Annotated in this window: 22 protein-coding genes; 9 read left to right on the forward strand and 13 right to left on the reverse strand. The window is 46.6% G+C overall.

Annotated features, from left to right (window positions below; all coding sequences use genetic code 11):
- Positions 1-30: 30 nt before the first annotated feature.
- A complete protein-coding gene (locus KO512_RS11300; protein WP_215952450.1) occupies positions 31-1,026 on the forward strand; it encodes a diguanylate cyclase in 996 nt (331 codons plus the stop codon).
- A 68-nt stretch (positions 1,027-1,094) separates the two neighbouring features.
- On the opposite strand, the gene KO512_RS11305 is transcribed toward KO512_RS11300, so the two are convergent.
- Positions 1,095-1,787 (reverse strand): aspartate/glutamate racemase family protein, encoded by a 693-nt coding sequence (locus KO512_RS11305; protein ID WP_215952451.1) that lies wholly within the window; start codon positions 1,785-1,787, stop codon positions 1,095-1,097.
- Positions 1,788-1,949: 162 nt separating this feature from the next.
- Between KO512_RS11305 and KO512_RS11310 the strand changes: the two genes are divergently transcribed.
- The 3 genes from KO512_RS11310 to KO512_RS11320 all read left to right on the forward strand — a co-directional run bounded on the left by KO512_RS11310 (position 1,950) and on the right by KO512_RS11320 (position 6,818).
- Positions 1,950-2,555: a Yip1 family protein gene (locus KO512_RS11310; protein ID WP_215952452.1), complete on the forward strand. Its 606-nt coding sequence runs from the start codon at positions 1,950-1,952 to the stop codon at positions 2,553-2,555.
- A gap of 298 nt (positions 2,556-2,853) precedes the next feature.
- On the forward strand, positions 2,854-4,911 hold the full coding sequence (locus KO512_RS11315; protein ID WP_215952453.1) for a toll/interleukin-1 receptor domain-containing protein: 2,058 nt from the start codon (positions 2,854-2,856) through the stop codon (positions 4,909-4,911).
- The gene (locus KO512_RS11320) at positions 4,911-6,818 is read left to right on the forward strand and encodes a hypothetical protein (RefSeq protein ID WP_215952454.1); all 1,908 of its coding nucleotides are present in this window, start codon (positions 4,911-4,913) and stop codon (positions 6,816-6,818) included. The genes KO512_RS11315 and KO512_RS11320 overlap by 1 nt, the downstream gene beginning before the upstream one ends.
- A gap of 338 nt (positions 6,819-7,156) precedes the next feature.
- Here KO512_RS11320 and KO512_RS11325 read toward each other — a convergent pair whose 3' ends face one another.
- From KO512_RS11325 to mtnK, 7 genes are all read right to left on the reverse strand, one after another.
- The gene (locus KO512_RS11325) at positions 7,157-7,810 is read right to left on the reverse strand and encodes a response regulator transcription factor (RefSeq protein ID WP_215952455.1); all 654 of its coding nucleotides are present in this window, start codon (positions 7,808-7,810) and stop codon (positions 7,157-7,159) included.
- Positions 7,811-7,827: 17 nt separating this feature from the next.
- Positions 7,828-9,186, reverse strand: a complete 1,359-nt coding sequence (locus tag KO512_RS11330; RefSeq protein ID WP_215952456.1) for a cache domain-containing protein — start codon at positions 9,184-9,186, stop codon at positions 7,828-7,830.
- Between the two features lie 63 nt (positions 9,187-9,249).
- Positions 9,250-10,539 carry a TRAP transporter large permease gene (locus tag KO512_RS11335; protein ID WP_215952457.1) on the reverse strand — a complete coding sequence of 430 codons (1,290 nt, stop codon included), beginning with the start codon at positions 10,537-10,539 and terminating at the stop codon, positions 9,250-9,252.
- Between the two features lie 12 nt (positions 10,540-10,551).
- Positions 10,552-11,088, reverse strand: a complete 537-nt coding sequence (locus KO512_RS11340) for a TRAP transporter small permease subunit (RefSeq protein ID WP_215952458.1) — start codon at positions 11,086-11,088, stop codon at positions 10,552-10,554.
- A gap of 85 nt (positions 11,089-11,173) precedes the next feature.
- Positions 11,174-12,250 carry a TRAP transporter substrate-binding protein gene (locus tag KO512_RS11345; RefSeq protein WP_215952459.1) on the reverse strand — a complete coding sequence of 359 codons (1,077 nt, stop codon included), beginning with the start codon at positions 12,248-12,250 and terminating at the stop codon, positions 11,174-11,176.
- 429 nt (positions 12,251-12,679) lie between these two features.
- Positions 12,680-12,805, reverse strand: coding sequence for a hypothetical protein (locus KO512_RS20310; RefSeq protein WP_289847234.1), 126 nt, complete (start codon positions 12,803-12,805; stop codon positions 12,680-12,682).
- A gap of 34 nt (positions 12,806-12,839) precedes the next feature.
- A complete protein-coding gene (mtnK, locus tag KO512_RS11350; RefSeq protein ID WP_215952460.1) occupies positions 12,840-14,045 on the reverse strand; it encodes an S-methyl-5-thioribose kinase in 1,206 nt (401 codons plus the stop codon).
- Between the two features lie 175 nt (positions 14,046-14,220).
- Between mtnK and mtnA the strand changes: the two genes are divergently transcribed.
- Positions 14,221-15,240: an S-methyl-5-thioribose-1-phosphate isomerase gene (mtnA, locus tag KO512_RS11355; RefSeq protein ID WP_215952461.1), complete on the forward strand. Its 1,020-nt coding sequence runs from the start codon at positions 14,221-14,223 to the stop codon at positions 15,238-15,240.
- A gap of 77 nt (positions 15,241-15,317) precedes the next feature.
- Here mtnA and KO512_RS11360 read toward each other — a convergent pair whose 3' ends face one another.
- The 5 genes from KO512_RS11360 to KO512_RS11380 are packed head-to-tail and all read right to left on the reverse strand — an operon-like array spanning position 15,318 to position 20,186.
- A complete protein-coding gene (locus KO512_RS11360; protein WP_215952462.1) occupies positions 15,318-16,808 on the reverse strand; it encodes an aldehyde dehydrogenase in 1,491 nt (496 codons plus the stop codon).
- Positions 16,809-16,828: 20 nt separating this feature from the next.
- Positions 16,829-17,860, reverse strand: coding sequence for an LLM class flavin-dependent oxidoreductase (locus tag KO512_RS11365; protein WP_215952463.1), 1,032 nt, complete (start codon positions 17,858-17,860; stop codon positions 16,829-16,831).
- Positions 17,861-17,879: 19 nt separating this feature from the next.
- Complete coding sequence (locus tag KO512_RS11370; RefSeq protein ID WP_215952464.1) at positions 17,880-18,788, reverse strand: flavin reductase family protein; 909 nt, start codon at positions 18,786-18,788, stop codon at positions 17,880-17,882.
- Positions 18,785-19,615: an alpha/beta fold hydrolase gene (locus tag KO512_RS11375; protein ID WP_215952465.1), complete on the reverse strand. Its 831-nt coding sequence runs from the start codon at positions 19,613-19,615 to the stop codon at positions 18,785-18,787. Before KO512_RS11375 ends, KO512_RS11370 begins: the two co-directional genes overlap by 4 nt.
- Positions 19,587-20,186 carry an amino acid synthesis family protein gene (locus KO512_RS11380; RefSeq protein WP_215952466.1) on the reverse strand — a complete coding sequence of 200 codons (600 nt, stop codon included), beginning with the start codon at positions 20,184-20,186 and terminating at the stop codon, positions 19,587-19,589. Before KO512_RS11380 ends, KO512_RS11375 begins: the two co-directional genes overlap by 29 nt.
- A gap of 166 nt (positions 20,187-20,352) precedes the next feature.
- On the opposite strand from KO512_RS11380, the gene KO512_RS11385 reads away from it, so the two are divergent.
- The 4 genes from KO512_RS11385 to KO512_RS11400 all read left to right on the forward strand — a co-directional run bounded on the left by KO512_RS11385 (position 20,353) and on the right by KO512_RS11400 (position 25,298).
- On the forward strand, positions 20,353-21,000 hold the full coding sequence (locus KO512_RS11385) for a GntR family transcriptional regulator (RefSeq protein WP_215952467.1): 648 nt from the start codon (positions 20,353-20,355) through the stop codon (positions 20,998-21,000).
- Between the two features lie 12 nt (positions 21,001-21,012).
- Entirely contained in the window at positions 21,013-21,396 is a 384-nt protein-coding gene (locus tag KO512_RS11390) for a carboxymuconolactone decarboxylase family protein (protein WP_215952468.1), read from the forward strand.
- 210 nt (positions 21,397-21,606) lie between these two features.
- Positions 21,607-23,070 carry an NAD-dependent succinate-semialdehyde dehydrogenase gene (locus KO512_RS11395; RefSeq protein ID WP_215952469.1) on the forward strand — a complete coding sequence of 488 codons (1,464 nt, stop codon included), beginning with the start codon at positions 21,607-21,609 and terminating at the stop codon, positions 23,068-23,070.
- Positions 23,071-23,684: 614 nt separating this feature from the next.
- Complete coding sequence (locus KO512_RS11400; RefSeq protein ID WP_215952470.1) at positions 23,685-25,298, forward strand: BCCT family transporter; 1,614 nt, start codon at positions 23,685-23,687, stop codon at positions 25,296-25,298.
- Positions 25,299-25,400 lie beyond the last annotated feature (102 nt).

A 25,400-nucleotide genomic window follows, 5' to 3' on the forward strand; every position in this document is an offset into this window, starting at 1 on the left:
CCGACGGACAAGCAAACTCAGGATCGATACATGATCGAAAACCTGTTGGAAAGTTTGCACCATGAAGATTTCGAGACGCTGGCTGATGACATCAAGCACTCGTTACAAGCCCATCGCGACTGGATGGAAACCGTCACCAAGGCGCTCATTCTCCGCCAACCCTTGAGTGACACACAGTTTGTCGCGACCGATGCTCATCTTCATTGTCAATTTGGCCAATGGCTTACCAAAGTGTTCGAGGATGAGCTATTCAAACAGGGCTCCTTTCTAAAAATAGAGGCTTACCATAAGCAGCTACATGCAACGGCCAGCACCTTGGTGCAACACTTAAATCAGCATCAGGAAGTCAATCATGATGACCTGAATAGTTTTATGCATACCCAGAAAGAGCTGTTTGATATGGTCATGGTGCTGTTTGAATTTTCAGTCCTGAACAAACAGCAATTTGATCCCACCACGCGATTGATGAATCGTCGTTCAGTCGGTGCGGTACTCGCCAGTGAATACAATAAGATACAGCGCTCCGATGATTATTACTGCTGTATCGCTATGGCCGATATCGATCACTTTAAAAACGTCAACGATGTCTGGGGACATGATGTCGGCGATCTATTGCTAGGCCATACCGCCAAACTGTTTAATGACACTATTCGTCGCCATGACACCGTCTCCCGCTATGGCGGTGAAGAGTTTTTGTTCATTTTTCCGGAGATGTCATTAGAACAGGCGACCCATGTGGTCGACCGTATCCGTATACAACTGGCACAATCCTGTATCCATCACCATGGCAATCAGCACAACGTCACCGCTTCGTTTGGGGTGACTCAGCTGAGCCGCCACTCGGATATCAAAGGCTCGATCAAACGGGCCGATATCGCCCTGTATGCCGCCAAAGATAGCGGGCGGAATACGACTATGTTGATCGACAGCCATGGCATGATCGGCCAGATGTCCTATGAAGACCTCAATAACGACAGCACCGAAGCGATGCGACAACACTGTTCTCCCGTCACTCAAACTGACTAAGCACTTAAGTGTAAGTACCTAAGAGTAAGCACCTAGGTCAGCACCTAAGTCACTACGCACCTAAGCGATTAACTCAACGCTAAGCTAACCGCCGCCGCTGAATGGATGGCGGTAGTATCATATAAAGGCACCGAGGTATCCGCCTGATTCACCAACAGCGCAATCTCGGTACATCCAAGAATCACCGCCTGCGCCCCCTGCTTAGCCAACTCCGCAATAATATCGACATAGGCTTGGCGAGAACTATCGCTGACCTGCCCTTGGCAGAGTTCATCATAAATAATGTTATGCACCAACTGTCGAGCATCTTCATCCGGCACCCGTACCTCGATGCCATGATTATCCGTTAACCGCCCGCGATAGAAATCCTGCTCCATAGTGAAACGGGTGCCCAATAACCCGACAGTTGTAATGTTGTCGGCTTTTAGCTGTGCGGCAGTAGCATCAGCAATATGCAGCAAAGGAATCGACACCGCCGCTTCGATCTGCGGGGCAACTTTATGCATGGTATTGGTACCGATCAGAAAAAAATCCGCCCCCGCGGCCTCAACCGCCTGAGCGGCTTGTGCCAAAATACCCCCCGCCTGCTGCCAATCGCCCTGTTGCTGTAACCGCTCGATTTCGGCGAAATCGACACTCAACATCGCCAGCTTGGCGGAGTGTAAGCCACCCAACTGGGCTTTAACCTCTTGATTGATCGCTTTATAGTAACTCGCGGTCGACTCCCAACTCATGCCACCCAATAAACCGATTGTTTTCATCTCCGCCTCCTCATCGCTGTTCCATTAGCATATATAACGCTGATACCCTTTAGCCAGATACAGTTCTCATTCCCCTCGCCAGTACAGATTATCCATTTATTGATCTACTCTTAAGAGAGTGACGTAACAGACTTGCCCTAAGCAACCAAACAGGTGACGATCATGACCCTAAAATCGATGTCTGAACTTTTCTATCACCCCAGTCTAGCCATGCAGCATCTACGGGATGAACAATTAAAAGGTACCACCGAGGTATTGTTTAAACTGGCACTGTTGGCGTTGATACCTGCAGCCTCTCTATTTGTCGGGACGACACAAATTGGCTGGAGTCTGATCCTCGGCGGAGACGTTGTAAAACTGAGTTTAATCAGCGCCATCAATTCTGCATTCGCCTTTTATCTGGCAACCTGCTTGGCGCTCGGCGTAATGAGCTTCGCCATTCACTGGATGGAAAAAACATACGGCGGCCATGCATCATTAGAACGCTGTATGAACCTGACTCTATATACCGCCGCACCACTCTTGCTATCCGGTTTTGCGGGGTTATATCCGATGCTCTGGTTCTGTGTTGCCGTCGGCATGTTAGCCCTCGCGTATAGCACCTATCTGCTATTTACAGGTGTGCCCATCATTATGAAAATACCGGAAGAGCGGGGATTTATGTTCTGTATCTCGATTCTAACGGTAGGCTTAATCATTCTCGTAGGGCTAAGAGCCGCCACCGTGTTTCTGTGGAGCACCATGACACCACTGGCCTACATAGGCTGATACGGTATGATTGATTGCCCTAGGGTTCGACCGCCATACGGATTAGAGATCACTCGGGCTAATAAGCGTTATGAGAGACGCACATGGTTCAGAGCACATAGAAAACAACCAACGCTAAGCTAAATGGACCCAAAAGCCTCAGGCTTTTTGGGTTCATTTTTAGCGCCTATTAAAAAGGGGAGGATTACCTATGGCGCGAACTCACATGATTCCCGCCAACTCGCCTGTAAAAAAAGGTTGTTTGTTGAACAATTAAATGGAAGACTGATATTCTGCATTTATGACGAATGGACTCTGTATGTCATCCGAACAAAGCAATCCCCCTTTTTACGATGCGTTTATCAGTTATGCGTCACAAAATCAAAATGAAGCCGATGAGCTTTGTCGGTATTTGGAAGAACAGGGGTTTGCATGCTGGATAGCCTCGCGAAATGTCCGCCCTAGCAGAGACTATTCAGAAGAGATTATTGAAGGGGTAGTCAATAGCAAGAGTCTTATTTTATTACTCTCTGAACATGTCGAAAATTCAATTTATGTTAAACGTGAAGTAGAACGGGCCACCAGCTACAACCGCAAAGTGTTCACGATCCGTTTGGAAGAAGTTGCTGTACCGCGTTCTTTAGAGCTTTTTCTCGGGCTTCCGCATTGGGTAGATAAGTGGGCCCCTGATTACCCTCAAAAGCTACAAGCCATCGTCGCGGAAATCAACAACACCAATGTAGATATGGCAAGCATCCCAAGCCCAAGCTTGATCGCTCGCATATCGCGTTTCACCAAACAAAATATGCTCGGCGTTATTTCAACGGCCATTCTCCTTTTTTTCGCTATCACTTTTTTCATACAGTGGCCATCCTCACCCAACCCGCCAGCGGCTTTAGAATCGATACAGGACGTAGACGCCGATATGTTCGCGATAAAGGTGACCCGCGCATACAGTACAAGCCCAATCACATTAACGTTGGATGGATTTAGCGGAAAATTAATGATGAATCCGGCCGTTCACAAAAAGCAATTTGAAATTATCTTTGAATTTGACAACGGCCAACACACCAAAACCATCCAAAATTTAACAAACGCAAAGATAAAAATTGATGACAGTTTGCCCGCTGCAACACAAGTTTCCGTCACACTTCATGATTTAGAAAAGGGCATTACCAGTGACAAAATGACCTTTTCGACACCACAAATTGCGTTGCTAATGAACGAAGGTAAGCGAGAAAGCACAAGCAAACTCAAAGAAAAACTAACTAGCACACAGCCGTTAAAATGCAATTTCACGTTAAACTACGCTTCAGGATTAATGCTGTGCCAGATTGGTCAATTTCCACAATTTGAAACCTACGCCAAGCTGCAAACCACCGTAAAAGAAATCGCCTTTGGGTATCGTGAAGATCAGCTTGATAGCTCCCTCCTCCTGGATCCCATAGAAACAAAAGGAGATTTGGCCGTACACGTGGATGAAAAGGGGCAACTGATCGTTTTAGTACCCCGGCTATCCAAAAATCTGTTCTATCAATTCACTTTTACCGACGGTGATAAAAGTAGCGTTAAAAAAACCCAATACGATGGAAACGCAACGTTTGCACACAAACTAATCAGTGACGATAAAAACGCACCGGCACTCTATTTATCTAATTCTATGAATATCATAAATAAAGTGATCGCTCCTGTCAGTTCAAAACAGTTTAGCCAAATCAGTTGGAGCCAATACCCTGGTGTCGACAATACCATGGGGCTTAATCGTGGCTTTTTTATCTCTGACGACATTAATGCTAACGAAATCGCCGAAGCCAATGAATTTGACGTCACCTATATTGATAATGAGGGAGATAAAGCCACCTATCACTATCGTTTTGCCTATAAAGAAGTGATGGCAAAAGCTCGTTTGGACAAAATAAAATCCAATCCTACCTCGCTCATTGACTGCAATGGATACGGCTGCCGTTTTGCGTGGCTTCATGCCACTCAAGATGATATTGATCTTATTGACGACATTTACATTGGCTTTGATGCCCGCCAAATGCTCTCTATTTCTAACGATGATATGGCACCGCTCATTGCACACATGGAAACAAATCGTCAGCATTTATATGAAAAAGAAAAAAGCGAAGCCCCTGCGTCCTCAGGCAGTTCGCTGTCATTTGGCACCCCCGTTAATTCCACCGAATACACCCTGGAGCAACGACTCAGCGAACCGTCAACATTGCAGATTAATACCACATGGAAGAAAAGGCATAGTACGCAAACTTCGCCTATCTTCCAATACTCTTGGCCTGCAAGCCCCTTGTTTGTCCAAATCGCCTGGATAGACGGCACAGTCTCGAAGCCTCTGCTCTACAGATTCCCCTTTCAATAATGACAAAGAAACTTCCTTTGCTAATTGGCATCACAGGGCATCGTGATGCGGTAGTGTGCGATGAACAAGGTGGTCACGCCCCCCCAGAAAAGCTAATCGAAAAAATCAAAGATGCACTGGAAAAATGGCGTAAAGAGGTGGGTGAGGATACCCCTATATGGCTGCTAACAGGGATGGCTAAAGGGCCCGATCTCCTTGCCATACAAGCCATTGAATCATTGATGGAAGAAAAATCCGAATGGTCTAGCTTAAATACCGATGTGATACCGGTCTTACCTATGCCTGCGGAGCATTTTATTAAGGACTTTGCGCCCGATGATAAACAAAGCCAAATTTGTTATGAGTTTTATTTAAAAAAGTATCAGCATAATTTGATTGTGGTGACCCCGGAACTCTCTGACGAAGAATGCCATTTTGCCTATCACGACATGGAATATGGCACGCTGCGCAATACACTTTATCTCAATCAAGGCGCGTTTCTGAGCCGTTATTGTAACGTACTGCTTGCGGCATGGGATGGCTGTGATTCAAGCAGTAAAGGCGGCACAGCCGACGTGGTGAAAATGAAATGTGGTTTAACCCCGGCATTACAAAGCCGTCTTCATCCAAGCTTGCGCAGTATTAGTCGCTTTGATGGTCAAAATGGCGGCGTAGTGCACCATATTTACGTTGATCGACAACGCCAGTATGACGGTGAACTCATAACAGCCAACTTCCAACAATGGCAGAGTGGAAAAACAGAGACTGCAACCTCAATCTATATTTGTCATGGTGGTAAGCCTTCCGCACCGGTGCCGTTATCTCAGAGCCTTCGCCAGGAATTTTCCGCATTAATTGAACAAATACGGCACTTTAATTCACGGCGAGCCCCAGCGCCCCCTAAAATCGATAACGTGATTACTAAAGGACTTGGACGAGCAGCCGGGATTTTCGCCGAAGCCGATTTAGCCGCCATAACGGCACAAAAACGCTATCGTCGACAATTAATCTGTTTTATTGGTGTCGCTTTTTTCGCCTTGATGGCCTACGAATTAGTGTCAAACTTGCTAAATACCTTTGTAGGCACCGCTCTTACTTTTGCTATTCTCGCGCTCGTCACGTTAGCGGCAGTATTAATTCACTGGTCAAAAAAGGCTAGATATAAATGGCACTATCAATTAAACCGCATGGTAGCAGAAGCACTACGGTTGCGTTGCTTTCTCAATTTAGGCGGCGTGCGCCCTTCCCATAAACCCATCATGCCGCGCCGGTATCGCGCTACCTTCCCCATTGTGACCCAAGCCATTCATACAGGGGAATTGATATGGTGGCAGAAAAACATCAGCCTAAACGTAGACGAAATAAGAAAGTATTGGATTGATGATCAAATAAACTATTTGCAACATAAACTGATAGCTAACACCTCAGTGTTAAAAAAGTCATTTTCATGGTTACACGCCCACCCCAAAATGGCTATGAAGCGACTGTCAGGATATTCCAAGTTAATTCTTGGTCTCGCTATAACCATAGGAGTGGGAATGTTTCTAATGCAGCTTTCCATGCTGATTATTTACCCAGATACTTCCCTTTGGGATATCTCCAGTCGCTGTACTATGATTTCGTCAACCAGCAACCTTATGGTGCAGTACTGGTGTCAGTGGAATTTTCTGTTTATGTTGGTTGTTCAGTTATTGGTTATGCTTGGCGGTATTATTGCCTTATGGCTGGAATTGGCAAACTATCAAGCCGTCACTGCGGGCTTTGAAAATATGTTGGATCTCTACCAAGATGTTCAAACCTTGCTAATAGAAGATCTGTTGCCTGATGAAGAAATGAAAATACTCCTGAGCGATCTTGCCCGTGAGGCGATGCAAGAACACATTGAATGGAATTCTTCCGAACTCGAAAGCGACCTAGCCAAGCGCTAGGTTCCCATTGTTAACATTTTTCAATCGTCCTCTTTGCCCAATCCCCTATAAACACAGGCTGATGGTTCAGTTAGTTAATCTATAGCCATGACAGCACAACGGCTAGCGCTTGCCGTAGCAAAAACCGGAGATAGGCGTGACTGTCCCTAACTAGGGTTATAGACTCAACATCGACGGCTCTTTCCTCATGGCTCACCCAAACAACAGAAAAACCTCACAGCTTGCTCTGCATGGGTTTATTCAATGGATCGTGACAATATTTTACGAGTTTCACGCGCTCAACTAAGGTCATGAGGGTCACGTTCGATCCGCGAGATCCAAGAAGGCTTACATAGATCTCAATTGATCAAATTATGTTCGATCGCATAACGCACCAAACCGGCCGCGGTATGTAGATCTAGCTTGTTTTTAATATTCTGGCGATGGGTTTCCGCCGTTCTTACGGAGATATCTAACTGCCGCGCCACCTCTTTATTGCTAGCACCATCGGCAAGCAAACGGAGCACTTCTGTTTCTCGACAGGTCAATGAATCCTGCTGAGGTACCTCATCACTCTGCAACTTCAAATCAGGCTGACTAAACAACGACTGAGAAACACCGGCACTAAAGTACGTTGCCCCGCTATAAACCGTTTTAATGGCGTTAACCAGCTCACTGGCCGACACATCTTTCAAGACATAGCCTGCGGCACCGCACTGAATCAGCTTCAGTATATATTCACGACTTTCATGCATCGTCAAGATAAGCACCCGAACATCCGGCTGCTCAGCGTGTAACCGTTCGGTCGCCTCAAAGCCATTCATCACTGGCATTGAGATATCCATCAACACCACGTCAGGCTTCAATTCCGCCACGAGAGGTAGAGCCTCGGCACCATTACTCGCCGCACCAACAACCACCAATGAGGACTCATTCTCTAACCGAGCAATAATACCTTCCTGTACAAGTGCATGATCATCCACCAGCACCACTCGGATCTTTTTATCTGTCATCAGCTGTACCTGCTCATCTATATTAGAGAGAACCCTGCACGGATACGTGTTCCGCCACCCGGCTTACTTCGCACACTAAACTGGCCACTCAACAATTCACTACGCTCTCGCATATTTAGCAGACCAATCCCCTCAGCGTTTTTTTCGGTTACATTAAAACCATAACCATCATCACGGATCTCAATCCAGATTAAGTTTTCATCCTGCCAGATCCGAAAACTCACATTCGTCGCATTGGCATGCCGATCAATATTCATTAGCGCCTCTTGACCAATACGGTAGAGGGTAATCTCTATATCATCGGGTAAACGCTGCTGCGGTAGTTCTAAACGCAACTGCGACACAACCCCTGTACGTTCAGAAAACTCTTCGACCATCCCCTTGATCGCCGGCTCTAAGCCAAGATCATCCAGTTGAATCGGCCGCAGATCATGAGAGATACGCCGAACCTCTTGAATCGCCTGATTGAGTACTTCACTGCCACGCTCTAACTCAGCTCGTGCCTTGGTATCCTCCGGCTGAAGTTTATCTCGGGCTAACTCAATACGAAACTTAACCGATACCATCAACTGGTTAATGCCATCGTGAAGTTCTCGGGCAAAATTACGCCGCTGACTTACTTGAAACTGTACATAACGATGTGCAACTTCGCGTAACCGTGTATCAGCCAACTGAGACGTATGCACATTCAGCCCCAACGCTAATAAAGCAATAATCACCACCGTTGCGGCCAAAATAGCCACCACCGTGAAAAAAGTATTGCGAATATTATGCGTTACTTTAAGACGGGTAGTCGCGACCTCTTTGGCAATATCATCAATATATAACCCAGTGCCCATCATCCAGTTGAGTTTGGGAATCTGAACCACATAACTCAGCTTATCTTCCAGATCACCTTTAGAGGGTTTACGCCAGAGATAACGGTGAAAACCACCGCCCTCCTTCGCCAACCGTAACAGGTTGCGAATCACGTAATCACCGTTAGTGTCCTGTAGGTCGAAAAGGTTTTTACCCACCAACTCCGACTGAATAGGATGAACTAAACTGACCCCTTTCCCATCGTAAACAAAGAAATAACCATCATCACCATAGGTCAGGCTATGGAGAATTCGTTTTACTTCCGCTTCAGCCGCTCTATCAGCCGGCCCTGCTTCGGCAACCACATGAGCGATGGAGGTCATCGCCAAATCAACATAATGTTGCAGTTCTTGCCGCTTAGACGCCAACAGGTTTTCTTCGAAGGTTTTGATCTCTTGCTCGGACAATAACCGAGCCTGATTTAAGCTAATCAGGGTAATCGCCACTGTTACCAATATCAGAGGGATAATCGATAACAGTAGCATTTTCGTTTTAAGCGATGTCACAACGGGTTTCATAGCGTCAATTTCGGCCTATTTTTAACCTCAGTATATCGGTAACCGTTGTGTTAAAAAGGCCTTTTAGTTAAGACCGTAAAAACCAGGGAACAACAGTATCGAAATAACCACCGCCACCTGCATCGCAATAAACGGCATCACACCTCGGTAAATATCAACGGTACGTACCTCTGGCGGCGAGACCCCTTTTAGATAGAACAGACTGAAACCAAACGGCGGTGTCAAGAAACTGGTCTGAAGGTTCATCGCAATCAAAATGGCAAACCAAACCGGCGCAATCCCTAAAGCATCCGCCACGGGTGCCAAAATAGGCACGATGATAAAGCTAATCTCAACAAAGTCGATAAAGAAGCCCAGCACCATAATCGCCAGCATCGAAAGAATCAGGAACCCAGTGGCACCACCTGGCATATCCGATAGCAGTTCTTCGACAATATAATCGCCGCCCGTATAGGTAAAGGCCATCGAGAACGCCGTTGCCCCCAACAGAATAGCAAACACCATCGCGGTAACTTTCACCGTTTCTGACGCGGAATCAAATACCATTTTCCAGCTAAACTGACCATAGACAGTTGCCAGTGCGATCGCGCCCACTCCACCCAAGGCAGAGGATTCTGTCGGTGTAGCGATACCCGCAAAAATAGACCCCAGCACAATCAGAATCAGCGCCAATGGCGGCACAATCGCCTTCAGCGCCTTAACGTACTGTTCGGTCTTGCTGTTAACATCCTCATCCATCGGCAAGGCTGGAGCCGCTTCTGGCTTCCTCCAAGCATAAATCAGGATATAAACAATATAGAGGCCAATCAAAATAAAGCCTGGACCCACCGCCGCTTTGAACAAATCACCCACTGGAATACCGAGCACATCGCCCAAAATAATCAGAATAATAGAGGGCGGTATAATCTGCCCTAAAGTACCTGATGCACAGATGGTGCCGCAGGCTAATGATTTGTCATACTTATATTTCAACATCACCGGCAATGAGATCAATCCCATCGCCACCACGGAGGCACCCACCACACCGGTTGAGGCGGCCAGCAACGCACCGACCAACACCGTCGAGATCGCCAAACCACCGCGAACGCCACCAAACAGCTTCGCCATCGCTTCCAATAGTTGTTCCGCGAGCTTGGTACGTTGCAGCACAATACCCATGAACACAAACAGTGGCACCGCCATCAACACGGTGTTTTCCATGATGCTTTGAATCCGGAACGGCATAAAGGCAAACAGTTCAGGCCCTTCAGCAAACAAACCAAACAGCAGTGCGACACCACCAAATGTAAACGCGACTGGGAAACCGACTAGCAGCATCAACAGCGCAACACAGAACATTACAATACCAATCATTGTCAGTGCCTCTTAATGCTGTGGGGGTTGATAGTTATCCGGCTGACCATGGCCAAGCAGGATATTAATTGATTTGAGCAACATGCCCAGACCACTAATAACAATAGAGAAAAACGCAAACGGAATGACCGCCTTAATAATCCAGCGATAAGCTAAACCACCGGGGTCGCCTGAGGTTTCCCCCAAGTCATATGCTTCCATCGCAAAACCAACACCGTACCAACCCACCAGCGCACAGAACGGCATCAATAAAATTAAAACGCCAAACATATCGATCAGAGCCTTAGTTTTAGACGTGAGACCCTCATAGATAAGATCGACTCGAACATGGCCACCGGTTTTCAGGGTATAAGGCACACCTAACAAAAATACGGCTGCATACAGATGCCACTCCAACTCCTGCATGCCGATCGACACATCATTGAACAGATAACGCATCACGACATCGAAAAACACATTGAATAGCATCACGATGAACAACAGCGCAGAGACTTTGCCCAATAGTTCTGAAAAACTATTACAGAGCTGCTCTAGCCTGGTTAATAACATAATCACTCCCACTCTTTAAAAACGCAGCAGCCCGCACCTGAAATCAGGTACAGGCTGCTCTGTTGTATCGCTATACTCGGTTGGATCAGTTACTGACGTTATCCAGATAAGCTTTATCGGAGATCTCAGTCCAAACCCGTACTTTCTTCATATATTCAGCCTGAGACTCGAGAATCCGCTTAGCCAAAGGATCAGCCGCTGCTTTCTCAGCCAGCAGTTCGTCGTTCGCCGTACGCATCGCTGCGAGTACTTCTGGCGGGAATGACTTCACTTGGATATTCGGGAACTCTTGCTTCATGGTCGCCCAGTTTTCGCTGGACAGATGATATGACTGGATATACATGTCATACGCAGCGGTACGCATTGCCGTCTTCAGAATCTGTTGCAGATCAGCAGGTAAAGAATCGTACTTCTTCTTGTTGATCATGAACTGAAGTTCAGTCGCAGGCTCATGCCAGCCGGTATAGTAGAACGGTGCAATCTTGTGGAAGCCCATGCGTAGATCCAGTGATGGCCCAACCCACTCGAGCGCATCGATGGTACGACGTTCCAGCGCGGTGTACAGCTCACCCGGTGGAATATTGGTAGGCTTAGCGCCCAGCTTTGCCAGCACTTCACCGGCGAATCCTGGAATACGCATCTTCAGACCCTGAAGGTCATCCAGAGAGTTGATCTCTTTCTGGAACCAACCGCCCATCTGGTTACCGGTGTTACCACCTGGGAATGACATAATATTGTACTTACCGTACACCTCATCCATCAGTTCCTGTCCGCCGCCATGGTAAAACCAAGCGTACTGTTCAGGTGCTGTCATACCAAAAGGCATCGTGGTGAAGTACAGAGTGTTTGGCACCTTGCCTTTCCAGTAATAAGACGCCGAGTGGCCCATGTCATACTGACCTGAACGCACCATATCAAATACACCAAACGGTGCTTTGTGCTTATTTTTTGAATCGATAGTGATTTTTAAGCGGCCGTTAGACATCTGTTCAGCCAGCGCAGCCATATTTTTAGGCGCATCGCCAAACACAGGGAAGTTAGTTGGCCAAGTTTCCGCCAACTTTAAGCGATAGACTTTTTCAGCCGCCATCAACGGGCTTGCTAGCATCGTTGCGCAAGCCGCTATCGTCACTAGCTTCTTTGCAAAATTCAGTTTTAACATTGTTATTATCATCCTCTCTTTGCAACTCCCCTTGCGGGAGAGCATCTATAAAAGCAGTGAAACCTGAAACAGCGTCAGGCTGAGATCACTACCGGATAGCGCCATGTAAACACAACGCTAGCATCTATACAGTGTGATGAAATAACCTAAACACGCCTATTCGGGATACTGCGCACAGGTAGAAGTGATAATACGTAGAGAGACTACGTAGTTTTACGTAGAACGAATTTTTACAGCAGAGGTAGTTTACACGGAGGTAGAAGCAAAACCATTCAAACAATAATGCTGTGACTAGTAACGAGCTAGAACGTCGCTATGCGACCCGTTAGAACAGCAGAAAAGCCAGCTCCGCGATATGTGTGACATTTTCTATGAGACAGATATTTGCCTATTAGGCTTCGTACTATTCTGACCTTGCGGTTAACAACCTTAACCTAATAGCTGACGGCAAACCTCATTCAATCGATCTAAATAGCCTTCGGCTTCTTTGAGCAATTGATCCCAGGCATCCGGTGGATGGCCGTTGTTGAGAATTTTATCAAAAGCACGATACAAGCCGCGGTCTAGCCACGGCTTGTTAATACCTACCCTAGTGACAAAATAGCTGTTCCGCCAACTTGGCGGTCAGTGCTTCAATATGGCTAAAGCTGGCGCGCTCTTTAATCAGCAGTTGCCCCAATGTCAGTGCCAAGCGCTCAGATTCCGCCCGTTGTTGAGCATCCTCAATCGATTCAATATCAAGCACATGGGCTAAACCAATCGTACGACGAATCACTTCAGTGCCCGCATAGCCCAAACTATCGGCTAACAAGCTCGACAGGTACCAATCAGCAAATGCTGCTTGCTGCAGACTCGGGTCTGTTGTCTCATCACGCATATGCTGTCGAAACCGTTGCGCAATCGTATTCCACAGGATGTTGATGCCATCGAGCAGCCACTGTTGATAGTCTTGACGCTCGGCCTGATCACCCGGCAAATTAGACTGCCCGGCAATATTCAACACATAGTTGCCGATGATGGAACCGATATCAAAACCGGCTGGGCCAACATAGGCAAATTCGGGATCGATAATTTTGCAGCCCGATGTATTAGCAAACACCGAACCCGCATGGAGATCACCGTGCAACAGCGCCTCGGCTTGGTTAAGGAACTTCATCTTCAGCTGGGCGACTTCCAGCTTCAGTGCTTCATCCTGCCATAGCTTTTCAGCATCTTGGCGCAGGTATTCATTGATACTGTTACGCTCATGATCGCAGTACGGGTCCCAGAAAAACAGCTCCTCAGAAATCTTACAGAGATCTGGGTTTATAAAGGATTTCACCAACGCTTTTTTCGCATGGGCATCCAAATACAGATCGGAAGTATAAAACAAGGTATCGGCTAAAAAGCGGCCTAGATGTTCCGCTAACAAAGGCAGCTTCTGACGGGCCACCATCACATTCCGAAGATTGTCATAAGCGCTGATATCTTCCATCACGATGGCGCACTGTTCGGCATCATAGTGATACACTTCGGGCACGAGATCGGGACAATACTTTGCCTCCAACTGCAATGCTTCAGCTTCAATGCGTATGCGGTCCTGCGACAGCGGCCAGCCCTCACCAATAATACGGATATAAGGCAGCGCTTGTTTGATAATCAGGCTGGTGCTGGCACCGGACACCCGGTAAACAAAGTTGATATTGCCATCACCGATTTCCTCGACCCGCAAAGGTTCACCGGCACTCAATAGATCGCTGTGTTGGCGCGCAAAAGCGATCACATCAGCATCAGATGAAAATTGTCTAAAACTCATTTTTATCGTAGTTTCCGCAGCTATATAAAAAAGCAATGTAAGGGCTTAACTCAAAACAGCACGTGCTGATGAGATGGTTGCATTGTGGCAAATCGTTTTGACTCTGCATACCCCTTTTCTGACTCAACGGTTCCTGATAACTTAGGCGGCCTTAAATGTCTTCCGAGTAATCCCCATGAAAGATCTATTGGCCACCAGTATAAAATATCAACAAGGGACGCTGTTTATACTCGATCAGCATCAACTCCCCCACCGTGAACAGTGGCTACCCTGCGATAGCGCCGATGCAATGATCACGATGATTAAAAAGCTACAGATTCGGGGGGCTCCGTTAATTGGTATCGGCGCAAGCCTGTTACTGGCCCACCTAGCGGAACAGGGCGCCAGCACTACTTCATTGCGCAGCGATGCCGACCGCTTGCGTGCGGCAAGACCAACAGCGGTTAACCTGATGATCTGTATCGACCGAATGCTGGCGACACTGGCGGATAAAGGCCCTACAGCGCTAAGCCACTGTGCTGAACAACTGTTTCATGAAGATATCGCCTTATGCCAACGCATGGCAGACTTAGGTGCTGATCTGATTCCCGATGGCGCCAATATCTTAACCCACTGTAATACCGGCAGCCTCGCTACCGCCGGGGTTGGCACCGCCATCGGTGTGATCGGCGCGGTTAAACAGCAAGGTAAAGCACTGCATGTTTGGGTCGATGAAACCCGTCCATTATTGCAAGGTGGCCGTTTAACCACTTGGGAGATGGATCGACTCGGTGTCCCCCATACGCTGATCTGCGATAATATGGCCGCCCTACTGATGGCGCAAGGAAAGGTCGATATGATTTTGGTGGGGGCTGATCGCATCGCCGCCAATGGCGACTTTGCCAACAAGGTCGGCACCTATTCACTGGCGGTGATCGCCCACTACCATCAGGTTCCCTTCTATGTGGTCGCCCCCTACACCACCGTCGATGCAAACTGTCCCGATGGCTGTACGATCCCTATCGAACAGCGCAATCCCGCCGAAGTTCAGGGTGTCAGTGGCAGTTTTGGCGAGGTCAATTGGGCACCAGATAACACCCCAGTCTATAACCCAGCGTTCGATGTTACTCCCGCTAAATTGATCAGTGGATGGATTCTTGATACGGGTGTTTATCGCCCAGAACAGATAGCAGCTGGCGCATTAACAACCCTTTAATACAGATAATAAAAAGCGACTCTCAATTGAGAGTCGCTGATAATGGCAAGCAATAGAGACCTAACGGCACCGACAAATTACCGTATAACGAACGGGTTACTCATCGGTTCGGAGGATGTGTTAATCCACGTGGTTTTAGTTCTAACGTAATCTAGCACTGCCTGCACACCCGCTTCGCGGCCATACCCCGATTGATTGATACCACCAAAAGGCGCAATCGGTGATGTGACCCGATAAGTATTTACCCAACAAATACCAGACTGTATCTTGCTGGATACGCGATGCGCTCTAGCAATATTCTGCGTAAATACGCCGGAACCTAAACCATAAATACTGTCATTTGCCATCGCGATGGCTTCTTCTTCCGTATCAAACGCAACGATCGACATTACCGGACCAAACATCTCAGTTTGAAGTGTTTCGATCTGATCGTGCGGACACTCCACCATTGTCGGCTCAAAGTAGTTTTCTGATCCATACTGTGGTGCACGCTTACCACCAAAACGAATATTAGCGCCCTGCTCAACAGCCTTAGCCAACGTCGTTTCAATACACTCAACTTGCGCAAGCGTACACAAAGGACCGATATGGGTACGACTCGATTGGGGATCGCCCATCACAATCTGCTTGGCCTTTTGTTCAATCTTATCGCATAGCTCTGCCAGTATTGAACGCTGAATAAAAGCCCGAGAGCCTGCCACACAAGATTGCCCAGAAGCACCAAAATTACCCGCAATTAGGCCATTGGCAGCACTTTCCAAGTCGGCATCATCGAAGACAATGATCGGTGACTTACCACCCAGTTCCAAAGAAGTAACGGCAAAGTTTTCGGCAGTATTACGAATCACATGTTTAGCTGTTTCGGGACCTCCAGTAAATGCAAGACGATCAATATCCGGATGTGATGTTAACGGGATAGCACAATTCACGGCATCACCGGTGATGATTGAAACAACACCCTCTGGAATACCCGCTTCTTGAATTAACTTACCCAGTTCAAATAATGGTGCTGGCGCTAACTCAGATGCCTTTAATACCACCGTACAACCGGCCGCCAACGCAGGGCCTAATTTAGATGCCGTTAAAAACATCTGTGCATTCCAAGGCACGACCGCAGCAACAACGCCAATTGGTACAGGCGTGGTAAATACATGCATATCTGGCTTATCGATGGGCAGTGTTGCACCTTCGATTTTATCGGCTAAGCCTGCATAATAACGATAATAACTGGCAACATAACTGGATTGGCTAACCGTCTCAGCCGCTAGTTTTCCACTATCCGTCGTCTCAATCTCGCCTAATTTCTGCGCGTTTTTTTCGACTAAATCCGCTAAGCGGTAGAGCAGTGCGCCCCGCTGAGTCGCATTCATACTCGCCCAAGGGCCGGCATTCAGATTCCGCCTCGCCGCTTTCACCGCGCGATCAACATCCTCTTTATTAGCACAGGCAAAGGTTGCCCATTCATCCCCTGTTGCGGGATTACTACTGTGCATAACCTGGTTATCACCACCTTCGACCCAAGCGCCATCAATCAGTAATTGGTAATGAGGCAAATTTTTATTTTTCATCATTTTTCTCGATTAATAATTTAGCTAAATGCAGGCATTACTTCATCAATGAAGCGCGCAAGCGACGTTTCTTTTTGTTGCCGGTCCATACCTGAATCTGACCAATACGAAAATTCGTCGTAACCTAAATCTTGATAATATTTCAAACGATCAATAATTTGCTTCGACGTACCGATCATTAGATCTTTACGTATTTTTTCAGCTGAATAGAAAGGATGTGCATCAATTTCTGCTTGGCTCAAATGCTTAATTAAGCCTTGATCAATCGGACGCTCATTTTTAAACCAAGCACCAAAATAGCAGTAAAATTCGTTTAACTGTTTGGCCGCACGCGCCAATTCCGCTTCGTCTTTACCCACATAGGCATGTTGCAAAATCATAATTTTAGAGCGTTTGTTATAGGTTTCGCAGGCCTGATTAAATTTACTAATCAAGCCTTCTACCTCATCCAAGCCTTGCCACAACGGTGTCACTTGCACATTGCAGTCATTTTCAACGGCAAACTCATGGCTATTAATATCTCTTGCGGCTACCCAGATAGGAGGGCCTTTTTCTGTCAGTGGCTTAGGCGCAGACGTCGTTTCGGGAAAGTTATAATGTTTACCTGTTTGGGTATGATTACCTGCCCATAAGCCTTTGATCGCTGGAACGATTTCTCGAAGTCGTTCACCCGCTTCCCAAGCATCCATACCCGGCACCATGCGCTCATACTCAAAGGAATATGCGCCCCGCGCAATACCCAGTTCTAAACGGCCCTGCGTAATAATATCCGTCATGGCAGCTTCACCCGCCAGTTTTATAGGATTCCAATAGGGTGCAACCGCCGTGCCCGTACCTAAACGAACATGCTTAGTGCGGTGTGCTAAATCAACTAAATTAAGAAACGGATTCGGTGCAATGGTGAAATTCATCCCATGGTGTTCACCGGTCCATATCGTACACATTCCGCCTTTATCAGCCATATCACATAATGATAAAAACTCTTCATACAACTGAACCTGTGTTTGCTCTTCGTCAACCCGTTCCATATGTGCAAATAACGAAAACTTCATTACATCACTCCCGTTTTATTTAGTGGATGTCGCCGGTTTGATTATCACCGACATATAAACGGAACACGCCGTTTTGCTTTTCGAGAACAAATCGTTGCAACATGCTTTGTATATCAGAAGAAACAAACTTGAGATCCGAGACCTGGTCGATATCAATATATTCACCCAGCTCACCCGTTTTCTCATTTAGGGCATTCGCTCGGTAATAAGTCGTGAATTTTTGAGCGTCTAGATTTTCATAGACTGAATAGACTGAACCCACTTCACAATCTAACCCCTGACTTTCAAGGAATAAACGTATACTTTTTTGTGAGCCTTGATCAGAACGTATATCCACTTGCGGTAAGGTATAGCCTTTATCCGTGGGACTTAGCAGCACTTTATTATCAAATTCGATAATACTGCCAACCACACCATCGAGAGAATGGGTAAGCTCCTCTGCTCGATGCTCCATCCCTAGACTGAAATAACCGCCTTTAGCATAACCCAACCCTAGTTTTTCATTCGCGGCAAACTCATTAACCTGCCCAACGAGCAGAATATGGTCACCTGCAGCGCTATTGCTATAGGTCGAACAGGAAAAGTGCGCCACCGTATCGTCAATAATTGGGCAACCATGTTCATCACTGTGCCAAGAGATAGCCTCGAAACGATCACCTTTAGCACTGGCAAAGGTATTGGAAATATCTTGTTGGTCTTCCGCCAGAATATTCACAGCAAAGTGCTGGCAGGTATTAAAAATATCAAAGCTTGATAAATTATTAGCCGGACACACCAATAACAGGGGCGGATTCACAGAAACAGATGTAAATGAATTAGCCGTGAAACCCACTTTCTCACCTGAGTCACTGATCGCCGTGACTACAGTGACGCCGGTCATGAATGAACCAAACGCATTACGTAGCTCTCGGGTATCAATATTAGTCATAACTGATTCCTTATTTTTATGCAGCATTGCTTTACAAATTTGACGAGTAACTGGTTAATTTCATCGGGATGAGTCATCTGTACCATATGGCGTGCATGCTCTATTACGACATAGTGTCCATCAGGACAAAGTGCTGCCATGCGCTTTGACATGTCCCCTGAGGAGTTGGCATCGCCCTCCCCGGTAATGAAGATTGCCGGCATTTCAAGCGATGCTAACGCCTCATCTTTAGGGCCATCATTTTGGCTAAATATCTGATACGCACGGGCATAGCCCTTTGCCGGTGCAGCGAGCAACCACTGTTCACAGAGGCTAGCCATCTGCTTTTCAAACCCTTTAGCGTTATCATCAAACCAACGTGAAATGGGCGTCGTAACATTACTCAGTACTGGATTTTCAATCATATCAAGCGCGCGTTGTTGCACGGCTTGCTTAGCCTGAGGGCTGCGCCGATAAACAGAGTTCAGCGCGGCTACCCCGCTGCAGATCCCGCTATAACGGGCCGCAAAGTTAAGCGCAATCATAGATCCCATCGAGTGCCCCATCATAATAACGGGCTCTTTAATCTCAGCTTGGATCCACGTTGCGATGAGATCAACGTATTCATCTAAACCAGCATCCGCATCAGCTAACAAATCACTTTCGCCATGCCCAGGCATGTCAATGGCATACACCGTGTGATGCTCACTCAGTACCGGCACCTGATTAAGCCAAGCTTCTGCCCGCAGTCCAACACCATGTATTAAGACAATCGGAGAGCCGACGCCGGTCTTGAAGTAAGCAAGACCGGTCTCAGACTTAAACCGCTGCTGGGTTTTCAATGTCATGGCCTAACTCCTGAAGTTCCTGATACCGATCACCAATCCGGTGATGAGGCCGACCACCGGTAGCGCCGCCCAACACAATCACGACTTCATCGGGACCCGGTGCATCAGAAATATTAAATTGCAGCGTCAAATAATGTGAACGACGGCCGCCATCATTTTTGTCCATCATAGGAATCATAATGGGCGCATTCGCAGGGCCACGCGTGTTGGTGAACGATAAGAATGACTTGGCTTGCACTGCTTCGCGAAAAATATTGCCGAAGTGAAGTGTATGAATCAAAGCAGAAGCATGTTCTATCTCACCATTTTGGCCAACCACAGCGGCTTTACCGAACGCTTCAATATTGGTTGCGCCGCCGGCCATCGCACTAATTTTATCGGTCAGTATTTGGCCCAAAACAGGACCGTAAGCCAAAATTTCAGGGCGCAGATTTTCAACATATCGACCTGCCCATGGGTTTTTAATCACGGCAGCCACCGCAAACATGCGGACAGGCGTTTCGACTTCTTTAAATCCTTCAATAAAGGTTTCTTCTTCAAAACTAACTATTTTTCTAATTTCAGGCTTCATTTCATACTCTCTCAGAGAAATAACAACGTTTATTGTATTATGGTATACAATCATATAATCTTACCGCATGCAACAAAACGTTCAGAAATATAGTAATCTGGATGCCTTATTGCTCCGCTGTATAAAGAGAGCTTTACATGTCTAAATTTATGGAATCATGGACAGTATGTTAAAGGTAGATAGACCAAAAACACTGAAAGAAAATGCTTTAGAGTCGCTGCGCGATGCAATCACAAGCGACCTCATCAAGCCGGGAGATAGGCTGGTCGAGCGCACTTTATGCGAGAGTATGGGTGTTAGCCGTACGGTGGTACGAGAATGCATTAGGCATTTAGAGAGCGAACGGTTAATCGTGGGTGTACCCAATGCTGGCTTTATTGTCGCCACGATCAGCCGTGATGAAGTAAAAGAGATTTATGATATTCGCATTATGTTGGAATGTTCTGCTGTGCGAAGCTGCGCCTTAAATGCGGATAAAGCCGTGATTGATAAGTTACATCAGTTACGCGAGCAGATTGCCACTTGTCTGCAAAACGATGATGTTATGCAAGCACTCAAGCTAACGACTGAGTTTTATAAACTCATTTTCACCACGGGCGGAAAACACGTTTCTTGGGATTTAGTCGAGCGTCTGAATGCGCGCATATCAAGATTACGCGCACTAACTTTGAGTTCCACAGGCCGCAAAACAAAAGGGCCTGTTAATTTATTAAATATCATTGATGCGATCGAGCAGAAAGATGCCGACCGTGCCGAAGAAATTTGTAAAAAGCACCTTACTGAGGCTGCTGAAATTGCAGCCAAACTAATATAACGGAAGGCCATAATGGATAAAGCACGATTTGAATTGGGTTTAAGTAAACGCAAAGCCACACTCGGCGACGATTACGTCTCTAAGAATCTGGCTAAAGCTGATGCCTTTAATTTACCGTTCCAAGAAGCAATGACCGAGTGGTGCTGGGGTTTTGGCTGGGGCGATGACACCCTTGATGCAAAAACCCGTTCATTAATGAATCTCACCATGATTGCAGCGTTGGGAAAAATGCATGAATGGGAACTCCACCTGCGTGGTGCCATCACCAATGGTGTATCTGTTGATGAAATCCGATCCGCTATTCATGTTATCGCCATTTACTGTGGCGTGCCACAAGGAGTGGAGTGTTTCAGAATCGCCAGAGATGTTCTCGAAGAACTCGAGCTTTTAGCATAAAGGGCCTGCCCCTTACACGGCGCAGCACAAGCTTACCTATTCGCTGCGCCTCAGCACCTTAAAAACGACCACCAACTATATTGGGGCAAAGCTTAGCGCTGTCTCGTGAATTTTGACGCCTGATAAAAGGCTTCGAAGCATAATTCTGTGGCCGCTTAATAGATAACACGGGCCACCAAACCTAACAAAAATAGATGAGTAAAATAAAAAATGTCGATTTTAGATTTAAATGATAGTTCATTATTAAAGACACAAGCCTATATCAACGGCCAATGGATTGATGCTGAGTCAGGTAAAACCTTTGATGTAACAGACCCAGCAACGGGCAATGTTATCGCGAAGGTGGCAGATCTAGGTGTCATAGAAACACGTTATGCCATTGAGATGGCGGAACAGGCTATGCAGTCTTGGAAAAAAATGACTGCTAAAGAACGCTCTGTTTTATTAAGAAAATGGTTTGATTTAGTCATCGCAAACCAAGATGACTTAGCGACCATTATGACCGCGGAACAGGGCAAAGTACTCTCTGAATCTAAAGGAGAAGTGGCCTACGGTGCATCATTCATTGAGTGGTTCGCCGAAGAAGCCAAGCGTATTTATGGCGACGTTATTCCCAATACCACTGCGGATCGACGCTCCATTGTTATCAAGCAACCCATTGGCGTTGTGGCTGCCGTGACACCTTGGAATTTCCCCAACGCAATGATCACCCGCAAGGCCGCACCGGCATTAGCAGTAGGTTGCGCTATTGTCTTAAAGCCTGCGGCAGAAACTCCGTTATCAGCACTGGCCCTCGCAGAACTCGCCGACAGAGCCGGCATACCTGCCGGATTATTTAATGTGGTGGTGGGACTAAATGCACCTGAAATTGGCTTTGAACTAACATCCAACCCGATCGTTAAAAAGTTCACTTTCACCGGTTCGACCCCCGTGGGTAAATTGCTCATGCAGCAATGTGCACAAACGGTTAAACGCACATCCATGGAGTTAGGCGGCAACGCGCCCGTTTTGGTATTTGCCGATGCGGATTTGGACAAAGCAGTAGACGGCGCTATTGCAGCGAAGTACCGCAACGCCGGGCAAACCTGTATTTGTGCCAACCGCATTATCGTGCAGGACAGCATTTATGATATGTTCGTTGAAAAATTCACCGCTAAAGTAAAAACATTTAGCCTAGGCAATGGCTTTGATAGTTCGACGACATTAGGCCCTTTGATTACGGCTAAAGCCGCCGCCAACGTTGATTCACTTGTTGTTGATGCGCAAGCTAAAGGTGCAACAGTGACAACCGGTGGCAAAATAGATCCCATGGGGAACACCTTCTACCAACCCACGGTATTAGCGAACCTAAGTAGCGATATGCGGATAGCTAAGGAAGAAATTTTTGGCCCTGTTGCACCGATCTTCACCTTCAGTACAGAAGAGGAAGCGATAGCGATGGCTAACGCGACCGAATTTGGTCTGGCGTCCTATCTCTTCACTAAAGATATCTCCCGTGTTTGGCGAGTTTCTGAAGCAATCGATTACGGTATGGTCGGGATTAATGAAGTGTCTATCAGCTCTGAAGTCATTCCTTTTGGTGGCGTGAAGGAGTCAGGGCAAGGCCGCGAAGGCTCTAAGTATGGTTTAGATGACTACCTTGAAATTAAATACATTTGCATGGGTGATATCTAGCACATAAAGCCTCATAACAACGAGGCTTATACCTGCTAAATACAACAAACAAGCTCTGACCGATTTCAGAGCTTGTTACATAGCCGACGATGACATAAGGCACGTTATAAATACTTTGTTAAATACTCGCTGAAGCGATTTATCACCTTCGGGTAAAACAAACCCTATCACTCAATGGCTGCATCATTACCAAGCTAACGAAAGCTCACTAGTATTGATACCCCTAGCCATCTTTGCCCGTATTATCCGGGCCGACAACATCGATTGTTGCCCACTCCGGCTCGAACAACACACCAACCGTCACATTATTTACCAATCAATATTAACCGTTGCCAGCCTAAACCCTTTAGCTAGCCAGAAATAAATCTGGTATTACTTTTTATATTTAAAAACATAGAGATACATAACAAATCGTGATTTAAAAATAATACTTTTGTTTTTTTTCGTAGGTCTAACCAGTCTTTTAACGGTAAGAAATAGCATTTGATCGCATATTTGTATTATGGTATACCATAATACAGCAACAAAAGATTATCCGCGTTTGTCTCTTTCTCTCTTTGCAAGAAAGTAAGAACAAGCATCAATTAATAAGAAAAATTAAGGGGATATGCCACATGCAGCCCGGAAAAATCATAGCTCGCGAAGGCTTCTTCCATGGGATACACCCAGGGATGGCCGTCGCGTCTAAAGCAATGGTATTAGCCTTTGTGCTATTCACCGTTCTCAATGTAGATTTCGCTAATGGAATCTATAGCGATGTTAAAAATTGGATTCAAGCAACACTGAGCTGGTATTACATTACAGTGGTCAGCTTGGTATTGTTTTTCTCGATCTGGGTAGCCTTCAGTCGTTTCGGAAATCTACGACTCGGTAAAGACGATGAAAAACCTGAATTCGGCTTCATTACTTGGTTCTCGATGCTGTTCAGCTGTGCGATTGGTACTGGCATTTTATTTTGGAGTATTGCTGAACCAATCTTCCACTTTCAGGGTAATCCCTTTATAGAGATGGCCGGTATCACAGCCGGTACGGCTGAAGCCGCACAGATGGCGATGCGCATTACCCTATTTCACTGGGGTTTACATGGCTGGGCTATCTATATCATGGTCGGCCTGATTCTGGCTTACTTCGCTTATCGTCGAGACCTGCCACTCACTATTCGTTCAGCGCTCTACCCACTTTTAGGTGATCGTATTTATGGCCCGATAGGCCATGCCGTCGACCTCTTAGCTATCTTCAGTACATTATTCGGTACAGCAACGACCTTGGGTTTGGGTGTATCCCAAATGAACGCAGGGCTAAACTACCTATTCGACCTCGAAATATCGACGACAACGCAGGTTATCCTGATTGCCGTAATCTCAGTGATCGGCACATTATCGGCGGTCTCAGGTGTTGAAAAAGGTATTAAATTTCTCAGCATTTGGAACATGCGCATCAGCGCTATCTTGATTCTTTTCTTCCTACTGGCCGGTCCTACCGTATTCATCCTCGGTTTATTCACCACGAGTGTGGGCGACTACATGTGGAACTTGATTCCAATGGGATTTTGGACTGATCCAAATCCTGAACGCCAGTGGCAAGGATGGTGGACAATATTCTATTGGGGATGGTGGTTATCTTGGGGTCCTCTGGTTGGGATGTTCATTGCCCGTATTTCCCGCGGCCGAACGATTCGTCAATTCCTCTTGTCCGCGTTAACCATTCCGCCATTAGGTGGATTCCTGTGGATCGTTATTTTTGGCGGCACTGCGCTACATATCGAATTGTACGGCGCTGGTGGTATCGTTGAGGCTGTTAATAACGATATGACTCTTGCGCTATACAAAACAATTGAGGCCATCGGCGTGGAGTGGTTAACATGGCCCATGTCTGCACTCGCAACCTTCATGATCATCACCTGGTTCGTCACATCGGCGGACTCCGGCACCCTAGTGATCTGTACCATCCTTTCAGTCGGCGATAAAAATCCTCCGCAACGCTTCCGTATTATATGGGGTCTTGGTCTCGGTGCAGTCTCTGCCGTACTACTGATGGCTGGTGGGCTTAAAGCGTTGCAAACAGCCTCAATTGCAGCAGCCCTGCCGTTCTCGATTGTTCTTCTCTTTATGTGTGCCGCCTTCGTAAAAGGCCTCAATGATGAAGCCAACGGAGTGGTTTATCACACCAAGCCCAAGAGCAAAAACGACGAGAATCAAACACTTCTAACGGCTGAGGCAAGAGCCTAACAACTGACTGTTTATCTCATTAAACGGTTCCATCAACGCTAGAGTGATGGAACCGTTTTATATCACAGTTCTGTGCTCACTTAAGCCTCTATATCAGCCTCT

Source organism: Amphritea atlantica, assembly GCF_018860855.1.
GTDB classification, from domain to species: Bacteria; Pseudomonadota; Gammaproteobacteria; order Pseudomonadales; family Balneatricaceae; genus Amphritea; species Amphritea atlantica_A.

Excerpts from the sequence above, each read along its gene's own strand:
- KO512_RS11300 (WP_215952450.1), top strand. The coding sequence starts at position 31 with ATGATCGAAAACCTGTTGGAAAGTTTGCACCATGAAGATTTCGAGACG.
- KO512_RS11305 (WP_215952451.1), bottom strand. The coding sequence starts at position 1,787 with ATGAAAACAATCGGTTTATTGGGTGGCATGAGTTGGGAGTCGACCGCG.
- KO512_RS11310 (WP_215952452.1), top strand. The coding sequence starts at position 1,950 with ATGACCCTAAAATCGATGTCTGAACTTTTCTATCACCCCAGTCTAGCC.
- KO512_RS11315 (WP_215952453.1), top strand. The coding sequence starts at position 2,854 with ATGTCATCCGAACAAAGCAATCCCCCTTTTTACGATGCGTTTATCAGT.
- KO512_RS11320 (WP_215952454.1), top strand. The coding sequence starts at position 4,911 with ATGACAAAGAAACTTCCTTTGCTAATTGGCATCACAGGGCATCGTGAT.
- KO512_RS11325 (WP_215952455.1), bottom strand. The coding sequence starts at position 7,810 with ATGACAGATAAAAAGATCCGAGTGGTGCTGGTGGATGATCATGCACTT.
- KO512_RS11330 (WP_215952456.1), bottom strand. The coding sequence starts at position 9,186 with ATGAAACCCGTTGTGACATCGCTTAAAACGAAAATGCTACTGTTATCG.
- KO512_RS11335 (WP_215952457.1), bottom strand. The coding sequence starts at position 10,539 with ATGATTGGTATTGTAATGTTCTGTGTTGCGCTGTTGATGCTGCTAGTC.
- KO512_RS11340 (WP_215952458.1), bottom strand. The coding sequence starts at position 11,088 with ATGTTATTAACCAGGCTAGAGCAGCTCTGTAATAGTTTTTCAGAACTA.
- KO512_RS11345 (WP_215952459.1), bottom strand. The coding sequence starts at position 12,250 with ATGTTAAAACTGAATTTTGCAAAGAAGCTAGTGACGATAGCGGCTTGC.
- mtnK (WP_215952460.1), bottom strand. The coding sequence starts at position 14,045 with ATGAGTTTTAGACAATTTTCATCTGATGCTGATGTGATCGCTTTTGCG.
- mtnA (WP_215952461.1), top strand. The coding sequence starts at position 14,221 with ATGAAAGATCTATTGGCCACCAGTATAAAATATCAACAAGGGACGCTG.
- KO512_RS11360 (WP_215952462.1), bottom strand. The coding sequence starts at position 16,808 with ATGAAAAATAAAAATTTGCCTCATTACCAATTACTGATTGATGGCGCT.
- KO512_RS11365 (WP_215952463.1), bottom strand. The coding sequence starts at position 17,860 with ATGAAGTTTTCGTTATTTGCACATATGGAACGGGTTGACGAAGAGCAA.
- KO512_RS11370 (WP_215952464.1), bottom strand. The coding sequence starts at position 18,788 with ATGACTAATATTGATACCCGAGAGCTACGTAATGCGTTTGGTTCATTC.
- KO512_RS11375 (WP_215952465.1), bottom strand. The coding sequence starts at position 19,615 with ATGACATTGAAAACCCAGCAGCGGTTTAAGTCTGAGACCGGTCTTGCT.
- KO512_RS11380 (WP_215952466.1), bottom strand. The coding sequence starts at position 20,186 with ATGAAGCCTGAAATTAGAAAAATAGTTAGTTTTGAAGAAGAAACCTTT.
- KO512_RS11385 (WP_215952467.1), top strand. The coding sequence starts at position 20,353 with ATGTTAAAGGTAGATAGACCAAAAACACTGAAAGAAAATGCTTTAGAG.
- KO512_RS11390 (WP_215952468.1), top strand. The coding sequence starts at position 21,013 with ATGGATAAAGCACGATTTGAATTGGGTTTAAGTAAACGCAAAGCCACA.
- KO512_RS11395 (WP_215952469.1), top strand. The coding sequence starts at position 21,607 with ATGTCGATTTTAGATTTAAATGATAGTTCATTATTAAAGACACAAGCC.
- KO512_RS11400 (WP_215952470.1), top strand. The coding sequence starts at position 23,685 with ATGCAGCCCGGAAAAATCATAGCTCGCGAAGGCTTCTTCCATGGGATA.